At 63.6% G+C, this 14195-nt stretch carries 14 protein-coding genes; 6 read left to right on the forward strand and 8 right to left on the reverse strand.

The window, feature by feature from the left end; all coding sequences use genetic code 11:
* Positions 1-2: 2 nt before the first annotated feature.
* Positions 3-2054: a glycine--tRNA ligase subunit beta gene (glyS, locus tag R9B85_RS12685; RefSeq protein ID WP_133969803.1), complete on the reverse strand. Its 2052-nt coding sequence runs from the start codon at positions 2052-2054 to the stop codon at positions 3-5.
* Entirely contained in the window at positions 2051-2998 is a 948-nt protein-coding gene (glyQ, locus tag R9B85_RS12690) for a glycine--tRNA ligase subunit alpha (protein ID WP_027592054.1), read from the reverse strand. The genes glyS and glyQ overlap by 4 nt, the downstream gene beginning before the upstream one ends.
* Before the next feature lie 83 nt (positions 2999-3081).
* On the opposite strand from glyQ, the gene R9B85_RS12695 reads away from it, so the two are divergent.
* Both R9B85_RS12695 and R9B85_RS12700 read left to right on the forward strand, forming a co-directional pair.
* A complete protein-coding gene (locus R9B85_RS12695) occupies positions 3082-3633 on the forward strand; it encodes a DNA-3-methyladenine glycosylase I (protein ID WP_112251677.1) in 552 nt (183 codons plus the stop codon).
* A gap of 41 nt (positions 3634-3674) precedes the next feature.
* Positions 3675-4562 (forward strand): lysophospholipid acyltransferase, encoded by an 888-nt coding sequence (locus tag R9B85_RS12700; RefSeq protein WP_423770276.1) that lies wholly within the window; start codon positions 3675-3677, stop codon positions 4560-4562.
* Between the two features lie 139 nt (positions 4563-4701).
* Here the strand turns inward: R9B85_RS12700 and R9B85_RS12705 are convergent, their stop codons facing one another.
* The 5 genes from R9B85_RS12705 to def are packed head-to-tail and all read right to left on the reverse strand — an operon-like array spanning position 4702 to position 9230.
* Positions 4702-5016, reverse strand: a complete 315-nt coding sequence (locus tag R9B85_RS12705) for a tetratricopeptide repeat protein (protein ID WP_046615308.1) — start codon at positions 5014-5016, stop codon at positions 4702-4704.
* 11 nt (positions 5017-5027) lie between these two features.
* Positions 5028-6401, reverse strand: coding sequence for a Trk system potassium transporter TrkA (gene trkA, locus R9B85_RS12710; protein ID WP_013970264.1), 1374 nt, complete (start codon positions 6399-6401; stop codon positions 5028-5030).
* A 23-nt stretch (positions 6402-6424) separates the two neighbouring features.
* Positions 6425-7735 carry a 16S rRNA (cytosine(967)-C(5))-methyltransferase RsmB gene (gene rsmB / locus R9B85_RS12715; protein ID WP_112251681.1) on the reverse strand — a complete coding sequence of 437 codons (1311 nt, stop codon included), beginning with the start codon at positions 7733-7735 and terminating at the stop codon, positions 6425-6427.
* The gene (fmt, locus tag R9B85_RS12720; RefSeq protein WP_112251682.1) at positions 7732-8664 is read right to left on the reverse strand and encodes a methionyl-tRNA formyltransferase; all 933 of its coding nucleotides are present in this window, start codon (positions 8662-8664) and stop codon (positions 7732-7734) included. The genes rsmB and fmt overlap by 4 nt, the downstream gene beginning before the upstream one ends.
* 59 nt (positions 8665-8723) lie before the next feature.
* The gene (gene def / locus R9B85_RS12725; protein WP_016712797.1) at positions 8724-9230 is read right to left on the reverse strand and encodes a peptide deformylase; all 507 of its coding nucleotides are present in this window, start codon (positions 9228-9230) and stop codon (positions 8724-8726) included.
* A 207-nt stretch (positions 9231-9437) separates the two neighbouring features.
* Between def and dprA the strand changes: the two genes are divergently transcribed.
* The 3 genes from dprA (at position 9438) to R9B85_RS12740 (ending at position 11888) form a co-directional block, all read left to right on the forward strand.
* On the forward strand, positions 9438-10535 hold the full coding sequence (gene dprA / locus R9B85_RS12730; RefSeq protein ID WP_112251683.1) for a DNA-processing protein DprA: 1098 nt from the start codon (positions 9438-9440) through the stop codon (positions 10533-10535).
* Positions 10536-10577: 42 nt separating this feature from the next.
* Positions 10578-11135: an L-threonylcarbamoyladenylate synthase gene (locus R9B85_RS12735; protein WP_023660948.1), complete on the forward strand. Its 558-nt coding sequence runs from the start codon at positions 10578-10580 to the stop codon at positions 11133-11135.
* A gap of 441 nt (positions 11136-11576) precedes the next feature.
* Positions 11577-11888 (forward strand): hypothetical protein, encoded by a 312-nt coding sequence (locus R9B85_RS12740; protein ID WP_112251758.1) that lies wholly within the window; start codon positions 11577-11579, stop codon positions 11886-11888.
* A gap of 275 nt (positions 11889-12163) precedes the next feature.
* Here the strand turns inward: R9B85_RS12740 and R9B85_RS12745 are convergent, their stop codons facing one another.
* The gene (locus R9B85_RS12745; protein WP_112251684.1) at positions 12164-13141 is read right to left on the reverse strand and encodes an NADPH:quinone reductase; all 978 of its coding nucleotides are present in this window, start codon (positions 13139-13141) and stop codon (positions 12164-12166) included.
* 134 nt (positions 13142-13275) lie between these two features.
* On the opposite strand from R9B85_RS12745, the gene hemF reads away from it, so the two are divergent.
* A complete protein-coding gene (gene hemF, locus R9B85_RS12750; protein WP_112251685.1) occupies positions 13276-14187 on the forward strand; it encodes an oxygen-dependent coproporphyrinogen oxidase in 912 nt (303 codons plus the stop codon).
* Positions 14188-14195: the final 8 nt, after the last annotated feature.

Genomic DNA, 14195 nt, shown 5'->3' on the forward strand with positions numbered 1-14195 from the left:
GCTTACCCCAGCAGCGAAATGTCGGCCACGCCCAGGAACAGGCCGCGCAGGCGGCTGAGCAGGGCATAACGGTTGGCGCGTACCTTGGCATCCTCGGCGTTGACCATCACCGCCTCGAAGAAGGCGTCGACCGGGTCACGCAGGGCCGCCAGGCGGGCCAGCGATTCGCTGTACTGGCGTGCAGCAGCCATCGGTTGCACAGCCTGGTCGGCCTGCTGGATGGCCGAGTACAGGGAGAACTCGTTGGCGTTGTCGAAGTATTTCGGCTCGACGTGGTCGGCGATGGCGCCTTCGGCCTTGCTCAGCAGGTTCGACACACGCTTGTTCACCGCGGCCAGGGCCTCGGCTTCCGGCAGCTTGCGGAAGGCTTGTACAGCCTGCACGCGCTGGTCGAAGTCCAGCGCAGAACCTGGCTGCAGGGCACGTACCGACAGGTAGGTGGCCACGTCGATGCCTTCATCTTCGTAACGCGCACGCAGGCGGTCGAAGATGAACTCCAGCACCTGTTCGGCCAGGCCTACGGCCTTGACCTTGGTGCCGAACTGCTTGACCGCGAACTCGACCGCGCCGGTCAGGTCCAGGTCCAGTTGCTTCTCGATCAGGATGCGCAGCACGCCCAGGGCGGCACGGCGCAGGGCGTACGGGTCCTTGCTGCCGGTAGGCAGCATGCCGATGCCGAAGATGCCGACCAGGGTGTCGAGCTTGTCGGCGATGGCCACGGCAGCACCGGTGAGGGTCTGCGGCAGCTCGGCACCAGCACCGCGCGGCATGTACTGCTCGTTCAGGGCCAGGGCTACGTCTTCCGGCTCACCGTCGTTGAGCGCGTAGTAGTAACCGGCAACACCCTGCATTTCAGGGAATTCGCCGACCATCTCGGTGGCCAGGTCGCACTTCGACAGCAGGCCAGCACGGCCGGCACGCTGGGCGTCGCCGCCGATCAGCGGGGCGATGAAGGCGGCCAGCCTGGAAACGCGCTCGGCCTTGTCGTACACAGTACCCAGCTGAGCCTGGAACACCACGTTCTTCAGGCGCTCGTTGAAGGTTTCCAGCGGCTGCTTCTTGTCCTGCTTGAAGAAGAACTCGGCGTCGGTCAGGCGTGGGCGCACGACCTTCTCGTTGCCTTGCACGATCTGCTTGGGGTCGCGGCTCTCGACGTTGGCCACGGTGATGAAGCGCGGCAGCAGTTTGCCTTCGCTGTCCAGCAAGCAGAAGTACTTCTGGTTGTCCTGCATGGTGGTGATCAGGGCTTCCTGCGGCACTTCGAGGAAACGCTCCTCGAACGAACACACCAGCGGCACCGGCCACTCGACCAGAGCGGTCACTTCGTCCAGCAGTGCCGGCGGCACGATGGCGCTGCCTTCCTGCTGCATGGCCAGTTCGGCGGTACGCTTGCTGATCAGCTCGCGGCGCTCGGCGAAGTCGGCCAGCACGTAGGCTTTGCGCAGGTCTTCGACGTAGTTGGCCGGGGTGGTGATGACCACGTTTTCCGGGTGATGGAAGCGGTGGCCGCGAGATTCACGGCCGGCCTTCTGCGACAGGATGGTGCAGTCGACCACCTGGTCGCCCAGCAGCATCACCAGCCATTGCGTCGGGCGCACGAACTCTTCACGGCTGGCCGCCCAGCGCATGCGCTTGGGGATCGGCAGGTCGTTGAGCGAATCTTCGACGATCGTCGGCAGCAGGCCGATAGTGGCCTTGCCCGGAATGTGCTGGGAGAAGCGCAGCTTGGCGCCGGTCTGGTCGATTTCCGACAGATCCACACCGCATTTCTTGGCAAAGCCCAAGGCAGCCTGGGTCGGCTCGCCGTCTTTGAAAGCAGCCTGCAGGGGTGGGCCGTCGATATTGATGCTGCGGTCAGGCTGCTGCACATCCAGCTGGCGGATCAGCACGGCCAGGCGACGCGGCGCGGCGTAAACCTGCTTGCCGGTGTAGTTCAGGCCAGCGGCCTGCAGGCCTTTCTCGATACCGGCCAGGAAGGCTTCGCCGAGGCTGGCGAGGGCCTTCGGTGGCAGCTCTTCGGTGCCCAGTTCTACCAGGAAATCTTGAGCACTCATTGTGCAGCCTCCAGCTTAGCCAACACTTCGTCACGCAGTTCTGGGGTGGCCATCGGGAAGCCCAGGCGTGCGCGGGCTTGCAGATAGCTTTGCGCCACGTCCCGGGCCAGGGTACGTACACGCAGGATATAGCGCTGGCGCTCGGTTACCGAGATGGCGCGGCGGGCGTCCAGCAGGTTGAAGGTGTGCGAGGCCTTCAGGACCATTTCATAGGTCGGCAGCGGCAGCTCAAGCTTGATCAGGCGGTTGGCTTCGCTTTCGTAGAAGTCGAACAGCTCGAACAATTTCTCGACATTGGCGTGCTCGAAATTGTAGGTCGACTGCTCCACCTCGTTCTGGTGGAACACGTCACCGTAGGTGACCTTGCCGAACGGGCCGTCGGCCCACACCAGGTCGTACACCGAGTCGACGCCCTGGATATACATGGCCAGGCGCTCAAGGCCGTAGGTAATTTCACCGGTGACCGGGTAGCACTCGATGCCGCCTACCTGCTGGAAGTAGGTGAACTGGGTGACTTCCATGCCGTTGAGCCAGATTTCCCAGCCCAAGCCCCAGGCGCCGAGGGTCGGCGATTCCCAGTTGTCTTCGACGAAGCGAATGTCGTGGACCAGCGGGTCCAGGCCGATGGCTTTCAGCGAGCCGAGGTACAGCTCCTGGAAGTTGGCCGGGTTGGGCTTCAGTACCACCTGGAACTGATAGTAGTGCTGCAGACGGTTGGGGTTTTCGCCATACCGCCCGTCGGCAGGGCGACGGCTAGGCTGCACATAGGCGGCGTTCCAGGTTTCTGGACCCACGGCGCGCAGGAATGTAGCGGTGTGGAAAGTGCCGGCGCCTACTTCCATATCGTAGGGCTGAAGCACCACACAACCTTGAGCTGCCCAGTAGTTCTGCAGGGCGAGGATCAGGTCTTGGAAGGTACGCACGGCTGGCGTAGGCTGGCTCACGAAATTCACCTGTATCTGGGGATGCGGATGTAAAGAGCGGGAGTATAACCTGATTCGCCTCGCCCTCTACTCATTGGAGCCTTATGCCACGCTGCTTTTGGTGTACCGACGATCCGTTGTACCAGGCCTACCATGACCAGGAATGGGGAACGCCCCAGCGTGACCCGGCGTTGCTGTTCGAGATGCTTTTGCTCGAAGGGTTCCAGGCGGGGCTTTCGTGGATCACCGTTTTGCGCAAACGCGAGCGTTATCGCGAGGTGCTGCACGGCTTCGATCCGGTGAAACTCGCCGGCATGAGCGACGAACGCATAGAGGAGCTGATGCAGGATGCCGGCATCATCCGCAACCGCCTCAAGCTCAAGGCTGCCAGGCGCAATGCACAGGCCTGGCTGGCTGTGGATAACCCCGCCGACTGGCTGTGGTCGTTCGTTGGTGGTGCGCCGAAGATCAACCACTTCACGGGCCGCAGCGAGGTACCTGCGGTTACCGATGAAGCCAAAGCAATGAGCAAGGCCCTGCAGAAAGCCGGCTTCACGTTCGTTGGCCCGACCATCTGCTACGCCTTCATGCAGGCCACCGGCATGGTCATGGACCACACCACCGATTGCGATCGCTACGCCGCCTTGTTGCGCTGAGGGGTTACAATGCGCGCCTTGCTGAAATAAGGAATTCGCCTGTGGAAAAGTTCAAGGGCGCCCTGATGGTCGGGGTGCTGCGTCTGTTTGCCAAGCTGCCCTGGGGCGCTGTGCAGCGCGTCGGCGCCGGTATCGGCTGGCTGATGTGGAAGATCCCCAACGGCTCGCGCAATGTCGTGCGTATCAACCTGGCCAAGTGCTTCCCGGAGATGGACCCGGTCGAGCGCGAGCAGCTGGTGGGCCGCGCGTTGAAGGATATCGGTAAATCCTTCGTCGAAAGCGCCTGTGCCTGGATCTGGCCGCCGCAGCGCTCGCTGGAGCTGGTCAAGGAAGTGCACGGCCTGGAAGTGCTGGAGCAGGCCCTGGCCTCGGGCAAGGGCGTGGTTGGCATCACCAGCCACCTGGGTAACTGGGAAGTGCTGAACCACTTCTACTGCAACCAGTGCAAACCAATCATCTTCTACCGCCCGCCGAAGCTGAAGGCGGTGGATGACCTGCTGCGCGAGCAGCGGGTGCAGATGGGCAACCGCGTGGCGCCTTCGACCAAGGAAGGCATCCTCAGCGTGATCAAGGAAGTGCGCCGTGGTGGCCAGGTGGGTATTCCTGCCGATCCGGAGCCGGCGGAGTCTGCGGGGGTATTCGTGCCGTTCCTGGGAACCCAGGCGCTGACCAGCAAGTTCGTGCCGAACATGCTGGCCGGGGGCAAGGCGGTGGGGGTGTTCCTGCATGCCCTGCGGCTGCCGGATGGCTCGGGCTTCAAGGTGTTCCTGGAGGCGGCGCCGGAAGAGATGTACAGCACCGACGTGATGGTGTCGGCGGCGGCGATGAGCAAAGTGGTCGAGCGCTATGTGCGCGAGTACCCGAGCCAGTACATGTGGAGCATGAAGCGCTTCAAGAAGCGCCCGGCCGGCGAGGCGCGCTGGTACTGAGTTATCCACTGCTCTTCCAGTAGGCTGAATGCACTTCTGCCTGTGGTAGCAGGGACCTTGTGGGAGCGGGTTTACCCGCGAATGCAATGTTGGCTTCACCGGCGCATTCGCGGGTGAACCCGCTCCCACAGGGACCGCGTCAGCTTGAGATTTTGTCGAGCTTCTTCAGGAACACAGTCATCTCTTTCTCGGCTTGCTTGTCCCCATGGGCCTGCGCCGCGACGATCCCCTCCTCCCAGGCCTTGCGCGCCGCCGCCAGGTCACCCTGCAGCTGATGCGCCTTGCCCAGCAGCTTCCATGCCGCCGAGTACTTCGGGTCCTGTTCCACGCAGCGCGCCAGATGCACCGCCGCTTCAGCGCCATTGCCTTCATCCAGCCAGGCTTTACCCAGCCCGAACCGGAGCAATGGGTTATCCACACCCTTGGCCAGCATCTTCTCCAGCGATTCGCGCATGCCCTGTATTCCTAGAAGAAACTCAAGCCGACGTGGAACAGCTTCTCCACATCCCGAATATGCTTTTTATCCACAACGAACAGGATCACATGGTCGCCCGATTCGATCATGGTGTCGTCGTGGGCAATCATCACCTCTTCGTCACGAATGATCGCGCCGATGGTAGTGCCCGGCGGCAGGGCGATGTCTTCGATCGCCTTGCCGACCACCTTGCTCGACTTCGAATCGCCGTGCGCCACCGCTTCGATAGCTTCGGCAGCGCCACGGCGCAGCGAGTGCACGCTGACGATGTCGCCTCGGCGCACGTGCGCCAGCAGGGTGCCGATGGTGGCCAGCTGCGGGCTGATGGCGATGTCGATGTCGCCACCCTGCACCAGGTCGACATAGGCCGGGTTGTTGATGATGGTCATCACCTTTCGCGCACCCAGGCGCTTGGCCAGCAGCGACGACATGATGTTGGCCTCGTCGTCGTTGGTCAGGGCCAGGAAGATGTCGGCGTCGGCGATGTTCTCCTCGAGCATCAGGTCCTTGTCCGAGGCGCTGCCCTGCAGCACCACGGTGCTTTCCAGGGTATCGGAGAGGTGCCGGCAACGGGCCGGGCTCATCTCGATGATCTTCACCTGGTAGCGGCTTTCGATTGCTTCGGCCAGGCGCTCGCCGATCTGACCGCCACCGGCGATGACCACACGCTTGTTGGTTTCGTCGATGCGGCGCAGCTCGCCCATCACCGCGCGGATGTCCTTCTTCGCGGCGATGAAGAACACTTCGTCGTCTGCTTCGATCACCGTGTCGCCCCGCGGGGTGATGGGGCGGTCGCGGCGGAAGATGGCCGCCACGCGGGTGTCGACGTTGGGCATGTGTGCGCGGATCTGGCGCAGTTGCTGGCCGACCAGCGGCCCGCCGTAGTACGCCTTTACTGCAACCAGTTGGGCCTTGCCTTCGGCGAAGTCGATCACCTGCAGCGAACCCGGGTGCTCGATCAGGCGTTTGATGTAGTTGGTCACCACCTGCTCCGGGCTGATCAGCACATCGACCGGGATATGGTCGTTGTCGAACAGCTCTTCGCGGGTCAGGTAGGCCGACTCGCGCACCCGAGCGATCTTGGTCGGGGTGTGGAACAGCGAATAGGCCACCTGGCAGGCGACCATGTTGGTCTCGTCACTGTTGGTTACCGCAACCAGCATGTCGGCGTCGTCGGCACCGGCCTGGCGCAGCACCGTAGGCAGCGAGCCGCGGCCTTGCACGGTGCGGATGTCCAGGCGGTCGCCAAGGTCGCGCAGGCGGTCGCCGTCAGTGTCGACCACGGTGATGTCGTTGGCTTCGCTGGCCAGGTGTTCCGCCAGCGTACCGCCTACCTGCCCTGCGCCGAGGATGATGATCTTCATCCGCTACTCCCTACCTTTTGTTCTTATCCGCGCGAGGCGGCGATCTTGATCAGCTTGGCATAGTAGAAACCGTCGTGGCCGCCCTCCTGCGCCAGCAACTGACGGCCGTGGGGCTGGCGCAGGCCGGCTTCGGTGGCCAGGTCCAGCTCACGGGCGCCCGGAGTGCGGGCGAGGAAGGCATCGATCACTTCGGTGTTCTCGGTCGGCAGGCTGGAGCAGGTGGCGTACAGCAGCATGCCGCCCACTTCCAGAGTCGGCCACAGGGCATCGAGCAGCTCGCCTTGCAGGTTGGCCAGGGCCGGGATGTCGTCGGCCTGGCGGGTCAGCTTGATGTCCGGATGGCGGCGGATCACGCCGGTGGCCGAGCATGGTGCGTCGAGCAGGATGCGCTGGAACGGCTTGCCGTCCCACCAGCTGGCGGTGTCGCGGGCATCACAGGCGATCAGCTCGGCGTCAAGTTGCAGGCGGTCGAGGTTTTCGCGCACCCGGGTCAGGCGCTTGGCTTCGAGGTCGATGGCCACCACGTGGGCCAGGCCGGCTTCGGCTTCCAGCAGGTGGCAGGTCTTGCCGCCTGGTGCACAGCAGGCATCGAGCACGCGCTGGCCGGGGGCCAGTTCCAGCAGGTCGGCGGACAGCTGCGCGGCTTCGTCCTGCACGCTCACCCAGCCTTCGGCAAAGCCTGGCAGGCCGCGTACGTCGCAGGCTTCGGTCAGCACGATGCCGTCACGGCTGTACTGGCAGGCGCTGGCGCCAATACCCGCCTCGGCCAGCAGTGCCAGATAGGCATCACGGCTGTGGTGGCGGCGGTTGACCCGCAGGATCATTGGCGGGTGGGCGTTGTTGGCGGCGCAGATGGCCTCCCACTGCTCCGGCCAGAAGGCCTTCAGCGACTTCTGCAGCCAGCGCGGGTGGGCAGTGCGTACCACCGGGTCGCGCTCCATGCTGGCCAGCAGTTCCTCGCCTTCGCGTTGGGCGCGGCGCAGTACGGCATTGAGCAGGCCCTTGGCCCACGGCTTCTTCAGCTTGTCGGCACAGCCGACGGTCTCGCCGATAGCGGCGTGGGCCGGGATACGGCTGTAGAACAGCTGGTACAGGCCGACCAGCAGCAGCGCCTGCACATCGGCATCGGCGGCCTTGAACGGCTTCTGCAGCAGCTGCGCGGCCAGCAGGTCGAGGCGTGGCTGCCAGCGCGCGGTGCCGAACGCCAGGTCCTGGGTCAGGCCACGGTCGCGTTCATCGACCTTGTCCAGTTGCGCCGGCAGCGAGCTGTTCAGCGAGGCCTTGCCGCTGAGCACAGCTGCAAGGGCACGGGCGGCGGCGAGGCGTGGGTTCATTGGCCCAGCACCTTGCCGCTGGCGAATTTCTCGCGACGGCTGTTGAACAGGTCGCTGAAGTTCAGTGCCTTGCCGCCCGGCAGTTGCAGGCGGGTCAGGCTCAGTGCCTGGTCACCGCAGGCGACCACCAGGCCGTCCTTGCTGGCGGAAAGGATCTCGCCAGGGGCGCCGTTGCCTGTGGACAAGCTGGCGGCGAGCACCTTCACGCTTTCGCCATCCAGGGTGCTGTGGCAGACCGGCCATGGATTGAAGGCACGGATCAGGCGCTCCAGCTCGACGGCCGAGCGGCTCCAGTCGATGCGCGCTTCGTCCTTGTTCAGCTTATGTGCATAAGTGGCCAGGGCATCGTCCTGTACCTCGCCTTGCAGCGAACCGTCGGCCAGGCCGGCGATGGCTTGCACTACTGCCGGCGGGCCCATCTCGGCCAAGCGGTCATGCAGGCTGCCGCCAGTGTCTTCGGCGCTGATCGGGGTTACCACCTTGAGCAGCATCGGGCCGGTGTCCAGGCCTGCCTCCATACGCATCACGGTCACACCGCTCTCGGCGTCTCCGGCTTCCACGGCGCGCTGGATCGGTGCGGCACCGCGCCAGCGTGGCAGCAGGGAAGCATGGCTGTTGATACAGCCCAGGCGCGGGATATCCAGCACCACCTGTGGCAGGATCAGGCCGTAGGCGACCACCACCATCAGGTCCGGCTTCAGCGCGGCCAGTTCGGCCTGGGCTTCTGCGTTGCGCAGGGTCGGCGGCTGGAACACCGGGATGTCATGGGCCACAGCCAGTTGCTTGACCGGGCTTGGCATCAGCTTCTGGCCACGGCCGGCGGGGCGGTCGGGCTGGGTGTAGACGGCCACGATCTCGTACGGGCTGTCGAGCAGGGCCTTGAGGTGTTCGGCGGCAAACTCTGGAGTGCCTGCAAAGACGATGCGCATGGAGTTCTCGCTTCAAAAAGAAAAAGGCTTGCCGGAGCAAGCCTTCTGGAAGGTGGGGGTCAGGCTTGCTGGCGGTGCTGCTTTTCCAGCTTCTTCTTGATCCGGTCGCGCTTGAGCTGCGACAGGTAGTCGACGAACAGCTTGCCGTTGAGGTGATCGAATTCGTGCTGCACGCACACCGCCAGCAGCCCTTCGCACTCAAGCTCGTATGGCTTGCCGTCGCGGTCCTGGGCCTTGACCCGCACACGCAGCGGGCGGTCGACGTTCTCGTAGAAGCCAGGTACCGACAGGCAACCTTCCTGGTACTGGCCCATGTCGTGGGTCAGCTCTTCGACCGTGGGGTTGATGAAGACGCGCGGCTCGCTGCGGTCTTCACTGAGGTCCATGACCACGACCTGCAGGTGCACGTTGACCTGGGTGGCGGCCAGGCCGATGCCAGGGGCTTCGTACATGGTTTCAAACATGTCGTCGATCAGCTGACGCAGGGCGTCGTCGAACACCGTCACCGGCTTGGCGATGGTGCGCAGGCGCGGGTCCGGGAATTCGAGAATGTTCAAGATGGCCATAAGGTCAGGCAGTCACTGTGCGTTCGGTTGAAAACTGAGCACACATAATAAAGGGAAACGGGGATTTCAGCACCTGCGAAAGCTCGTCTAGGGTTTTCAGGGCCAGCTTATAGCCCATTCGATGGACAGGTTGTCAAAGCGTTATCAACAAAGTTATCCACAGTTTGTGCCACGTTGCTGGCCCCGTTTCGATCAAGGATGATCCCCATGCAAACCTACCATTCGTCGCCTCTTCCACCTGCCGAACTGGAGGCGAGATTACGTCTGCACCGGCTGCCGGAGACAGGATTGCGTCGCTTTAACACCTTGCTGGGGGCCTTTGGCAGTGCCTCATCGGCGCTGTGTGCTCCGGCCGGCGCCTGGCGCGCATTGGGCATACCACAGGCCACCATAGATGCCCGGCGCAGTGCCGAAGTACGTGAGGGTGCATTGGCCGCAATGGCCTGGCTAGAGCGCCCGGGCCAGTATTTACTGATGTGGGACAGCCCTGGCTACCCGCCACTATTGGCGGAAATCGACGATGCCCCTCCGCTGCTTTTCGTCGCAGGCGACCCGGCCTTGCTCGAGCGCCCACAACTGGCAATTGTGGGCAGCAGGCGTGCTTCACCCCCGGCGCTCGATACCGCTGCGGCATTTTCCCGCTACCTGGCGCAGGCCGGCTTCACAATTACCAGCGGCTTGGCTGTGGGCATCGATGGTGCCGCTCATCGGGCCGCATTGCAGGCTGGTGGGGGCACGATTGGCGTACTCGGCACGGGGTTGCAAAAACTTTATCCACAGCGCCACAAGTCGCTTGCGCAAGCGATGATCGACAATGGCAGCGCGCTGGTTTCCGAGTACCCGCTGGATGCCGGGCCGCTGCCTGGCAACTTCCCGCGGCGCAATCGCATCATCAGTGGCCTGTCGCTGGGCGTGCTGGTGGTCGAGGCCAGCCTGGCCAGTGGTTCGCTGATTACCGCACGCCTGGCTGCCGAGCAAGGCCGCGAGGTGTATGCCATACCGGGCTCCATTCACCACCCTGGGGCCAAGGGGTGCCACCAGTTGATCCGTGACGGCGCGCTGTTGGTGGAGAGCGTGGAGCAGATCCTGGAAAGCCTGCAGGGCTGGCAGAACCTGCCACCTGCGGTTGTGGACAAATTCGACCATCCTCTGCTCGCCTTGCTGCATGCTGCGCCACAAACCAGCGAAAGCCTGGCCCACTGCAGCGAGCTGCCCTTGGCCGAGGTGCTGGCGCAACTGACCGAATTGGAGCTGCAAGGCCGGGTCAGCAACGAAGCCGGGCGTTGGTTTGCCCGCGCGGGCTAAGTACACTGCTCACAAGCAAGGTTTATAGGCGGAGTGACAGAAATGGTGAGCAGTTTTCGTGTGCAACAAGCCGCACGTGAGATCCGGGCGGGCGCGGTGATCGCCTACCCGACGGAAGCGGTCTGGGGCCTGGGCTGTGACCCGTGGAACGAGGACGCGGTGTATCGCCTGCTGGCGCTTAAGTCGCGGCCTGTGGATAAAGGGCTGATTCTGGTCGCCGACAACATCCGCCAGTTCGACTTTTTGTTCGAGGACTTCCCCGAAGACTGGATCGACCGCATGGGCAGCACCTGGCCGGGGCCGAATACCTGGCTGGTGCCGCACCAGGACCTGTTGCCTGAGTGGGTGACCGGCGAGCATGACACCGTGGCGCTGCGGGTCAGTGACCACCCGGTGGTGCGTGAGCTGTGCGCGTTGGTCGGGCCGTTGATTTCCACCTCGTGCAACCCTGGCGGGCGCCCGGCGGCGAAGACCCGGTTGCGGGTGGAGCAGTACTTTCATGGTCAGCTGGATCTGGTGTTGGGTGGGGCCTTGGGTGGAAGGAAGAACCCGAGTGTGATTCGCAACCTGGCCACAGGCGAAGTCGTTCGCCCGGGCTGATACATATCCACAGGCCTTTCCGGGACCTCCTGTGGGAGCGGGCGAGCCCGCGAAGAATCCAACGCGGTGCCTGGCACGGGCTTCGCCCGTGTTCGCGGGCATGCCCGCTCCCACAGGTCAGGGCCAAGTCCCCGCAGATTTTTCTGATTTTGTCTCGAAGGGCTGTCCAGCTTGCGGCTTGGGAAATATCCTACGAGCCGCGTCCTCTGCCATCACCTTCTCAGTGGGAACCAGTGCCCCTAGGCTTCACCCATCGCCGAATAACTTGGCGATCGGGTGTGGTAGCCCGGATGCATTTTTTCCATGGCAGTCTATGGTGACTGTGCGTGGGAGGCTTTCGAGCCTGCCTGGATTGGAAAATGCCCGGGTCTACCACCTCGCGTACAGTCGCCACCCATTCACGTGGTAGTGATTGGTGGCGGCAATGAGGAGCATTTTCCAATGATGAAGAAAATAGTCCCCGATCCACCGCTTCCCTGCACCTCTACTCGCCCCTTCGGCCGCTGCGATGCCGGCCACGAACCGCTGTTCACCGTAAACCCGAACATTTCCGCCGAGGACGCCTTGGTTCATGTAGCTCTGTATCTGCGAGGCGCCTACGAAACGGGCTCGAAAGCCCTTGAGTACCTGCGCGAAGAAGGCCGTGGCATGTATTGGTCGAGCCTGCATTCCATTGAACTTGCGGAGGGATTGGTGGAGGCGATTCTCGATGGTATCGAGTCGATACCAACAAGCCGCCCTCCACAGGCATAGCGCCCTGTTCAAGGCCGACGCAGTACCTGTGGGAGCGGCGCGCCCGCGAACACCGGCGCAGCCGGTGCCATGCACCGCGGTGCCTGCTTCGCGGGCATGCCCGCTCCCACAGGGATAGCGCCGTATTCAAGGCCGACGCAGTACCTGTGGGAGCGGGTTCACCCGCGAACACCGGCAAAGCCGGTGCCATGCACCGCGGTGTCTTCTTCGCGGGTAAACCCGCTCCCACAGGTAAAGTGATTGGCCCCAGTTCTTGGGAACCTGTGGGAGTGGGCTCAGGGGATCAGTACAGTCGACCCCACAGTCCTGCGCGCCGACAGCTCCGCCTGTGCCTTGGCCACCTCACTCAGCGGATACCGCTGCTGGATATCCACAACCAGCTTGCCGCTGCCAATCATCGCAAACAGGTCATCGGCCATGGCCTGGGTATTCTCGGCATTGTTGGCATAGGTCGCCAACGTGGGCCGGGTCACATACAACGAGCCCTTCTGCGCCAGAATCCCCAGGTTCACCCCGCTCACTGCCCCCGAGGCATTACCAAAGCTCACCATCAACCCACGCGGCTGCAGGCACTCCAGCGAGGTCAGCCAAGTATCGGCACCCACACCGTCATACACCACCGGGCATTTCTTGCCGTCGGTCAGCTCCAGCACCCGCTTGGCTACGTCTTCACGGCTGTAATCGATGGTTGCCCAAGCCCCCAGCGCTTTGGCCCGCTCGGCCTTTTCGGCAGAGCTCACGGTCCCGATCAGCTTGGCGCCCAGCGCCTTCGCCCACTGGCACGCCAACGAACCCACGCCACCAGCCGCCGCATGGAACAGAATCACATCTCCCGCCTTCACCTGGTAGGTCTGCTTCAGCAGGTACTGCACGGTCAAACCCTTGAGCATCACCGCCGCCGCCTGCTCGAAGCTGATGTTGTCGGGCAGCTTCACCAGGTTGGCTTCCGGCAGCGTATGTACCTCGCTATATGCGCCCAACGGGCCACCGGCATGAGCCACGCGGTCACCCACTTTCAGCCGGGTTACGCCCTCGCCAACCGCCTCGACCACACCCGCCGCTTCGGTACCCAGCCCCGAAGGCAGGGACGGCGGCGCATACAGCCCGCTGCGGAAGTAGGTATCAATGAAGTTCAGACCGATCGCATGGTTCCGCACACGTACCTGCTGCGGCCCTGGCGGGGCTGGTTCGAACTCCACAAACTGCAGCACTTCCGGGCCGCCATGCTGGCTGAACTGGATACGCTTGGCCATCTCGCACTCCTGTCGTATGGGTCGGGAAAGGCCTTCTATCGGACGCCTTTGCTTGATCGCCGTCAACTGCGGCGCGCGGGCTGGCGGTGGTATGCTACCCGGCGAATTCTTCCCTGCCCGTTCCTGGTGACCCGATGACTAGCCGCACCGAGGCCGTGAAAGCCTACCTGCTCGACCTGCAAGACCGCATCTGCTCTGCCCTCGAAACCGAAGACGGCGGTGCCCGCTTCGTCGAGGACGCCTGGGTGCGCGAAGCCGGTGGCGGGGGCCGCACGCGGGTGATCGGTGATGGCAAAGTGATCGAGAAAGGCGGGGTCAACTTCTCCCACGTGTTCGGTGCAGGCTTGCCACCCTCTGCCAGTGCTCACCGCCCCGAGCTGGCGGGCCGTGGCTTCGAGGCCCTGGGTGTGTCGCTGGTGATCCACCCGCACAACCCGCATGTACCCACTTCTCACGCCAACGTGCGCTTCTTCATCGCCGAAAAGGAAGGTGAAGAGGCTGTCTGGTGGTTCGGCGGCGGCTTCGACCTCACCCCGTACTACGGCAATGAAGAAGACTGCATCCACTGGCACCGTGTGGCCGAGCAGGCATGCGCGCCGTTCGGCGCCGACGTGTACCCGCGCTACAAGGCCTGGTGCGACCGCTATTTCCACCTCAAGCACCGCGGCGAGCCACGCGGTATCGGTGGCCTGTTCTTCGATGACCTGAACGAATGGGACTTCGACACCTGCTTCGCCTTCATCCGCGCAATCGGCGATGCCTACATCAACGCCTACCTGCCGATCATCCAGCGTCGCAAGGGCACCCCTTACACCCCGCAGCAGCGCGAGTTCCAGGAATACCGCCGTGGCCGCTACGTGGAGTTCAATCTGGTCTACGACCGTGGCACCCTGTTCGGCCTGCAGTCCGGTGGCCGCACCGAGTCCATCCTCATGTCGCTGCCGCCGCAGGTGCGCTGGGGCTACGACTGGAAGGCCGCGCCTGGTAGCGAAGAAGCGCGCCTTACCGAGTACTTCCTGCAGGACCGCGACTGGCTCGGTCAGTAAGCCTGTGG

The organism is Pseudomonas sp. NLJ1, assembly GCF_049486705.1.
GTDB classification, from domain to species: Bacteria; Pseudomonadota; Gammaproteobacteria; order Pseudomonadales; family Pseudomonadaceae; genus Aquipseudomonas; species Aquipseudomonas inefficax.

Coding starts and splice junctions, on each gene's coding strand:
- glyS (WP_133969803.1), bottom strand. CDS start 2,054: ATGAGTGCTCAAGATTTCCTGGTAGAACTGGGCACCGAAGAGCTGCCA.
- trkA (WP_013970264.1), bottom strand. CDS start 6,401: ATGAAGATCATCATCCTCGGCGCAGGGCAGGTAGGCGGTACGCTGGCG.
- dprA (WP_112251683.1), top strand. CDS start 9,438: ATGCAAACCTACCATTCGTCGCCTCTTCCACCTGCCGAACTGGAGGCG.
- R9B85_RS12745 (WP_112251684.1), bottom strand. CDS start 13,141: ATGGCCAAGCGTATCCAGTTCAGCCAGCATGGCGGCCCGGAAGTGCTG.
- R9B85_RS12740 (WP_112251758.1), top strand. CDS start 11,577: ATGATGAAGAAAATAGTCCCCGATCCACCGCTTCCCTGCACCTCTACT.
- rsmB (WP_112251681.1), bottom strand. CDS start 7,735: ATGAACCCACGCCTCGCCGCCGCCCGTGCCCTTGCAGCTGTGCTCAGC.
- R9B85_RS12735 (WP_023660948.1), top strand. CDS start 10,578: ATGGTGAGCAGTTTTCGTGTGCAACAAGCCGCACGTGAGATCCGGGCG.
- hemF (WP_112251685.1), top strand. CDS start 13,276: ATGACTAGCCGCACCGAGGCCGTGAAAGCCTACCTGCTCGACCTGCAA.
- R9B85_RS12695 (WP_112251677.1), top strand. CDS start 3,082: ATGCCACGCTGCTTTTGGTGTACCGACGATCCGTTGTACCAGGCCTAC.
- R9B85_RS12705 (WP_046615308.1), bottom strand. CDS start 5,016: ATGCGCGAATCGCTGGAGAAGATGCTGGCCAAGGGTGTGGATAACCCA.
- fmt (WP_112251682.1), bottom strand. CDS start 8,664: ATGCGCATCGTCTTTGCAGGCACTCCAGAGTTTGCCGCCGAACACCTC.
- def (WP_016712797.1), bottom strand. CDS start 9,230: ATGGCCATCTTGAACATTCTCGAATTCCCGGACCCGCGCCTGCGCACC.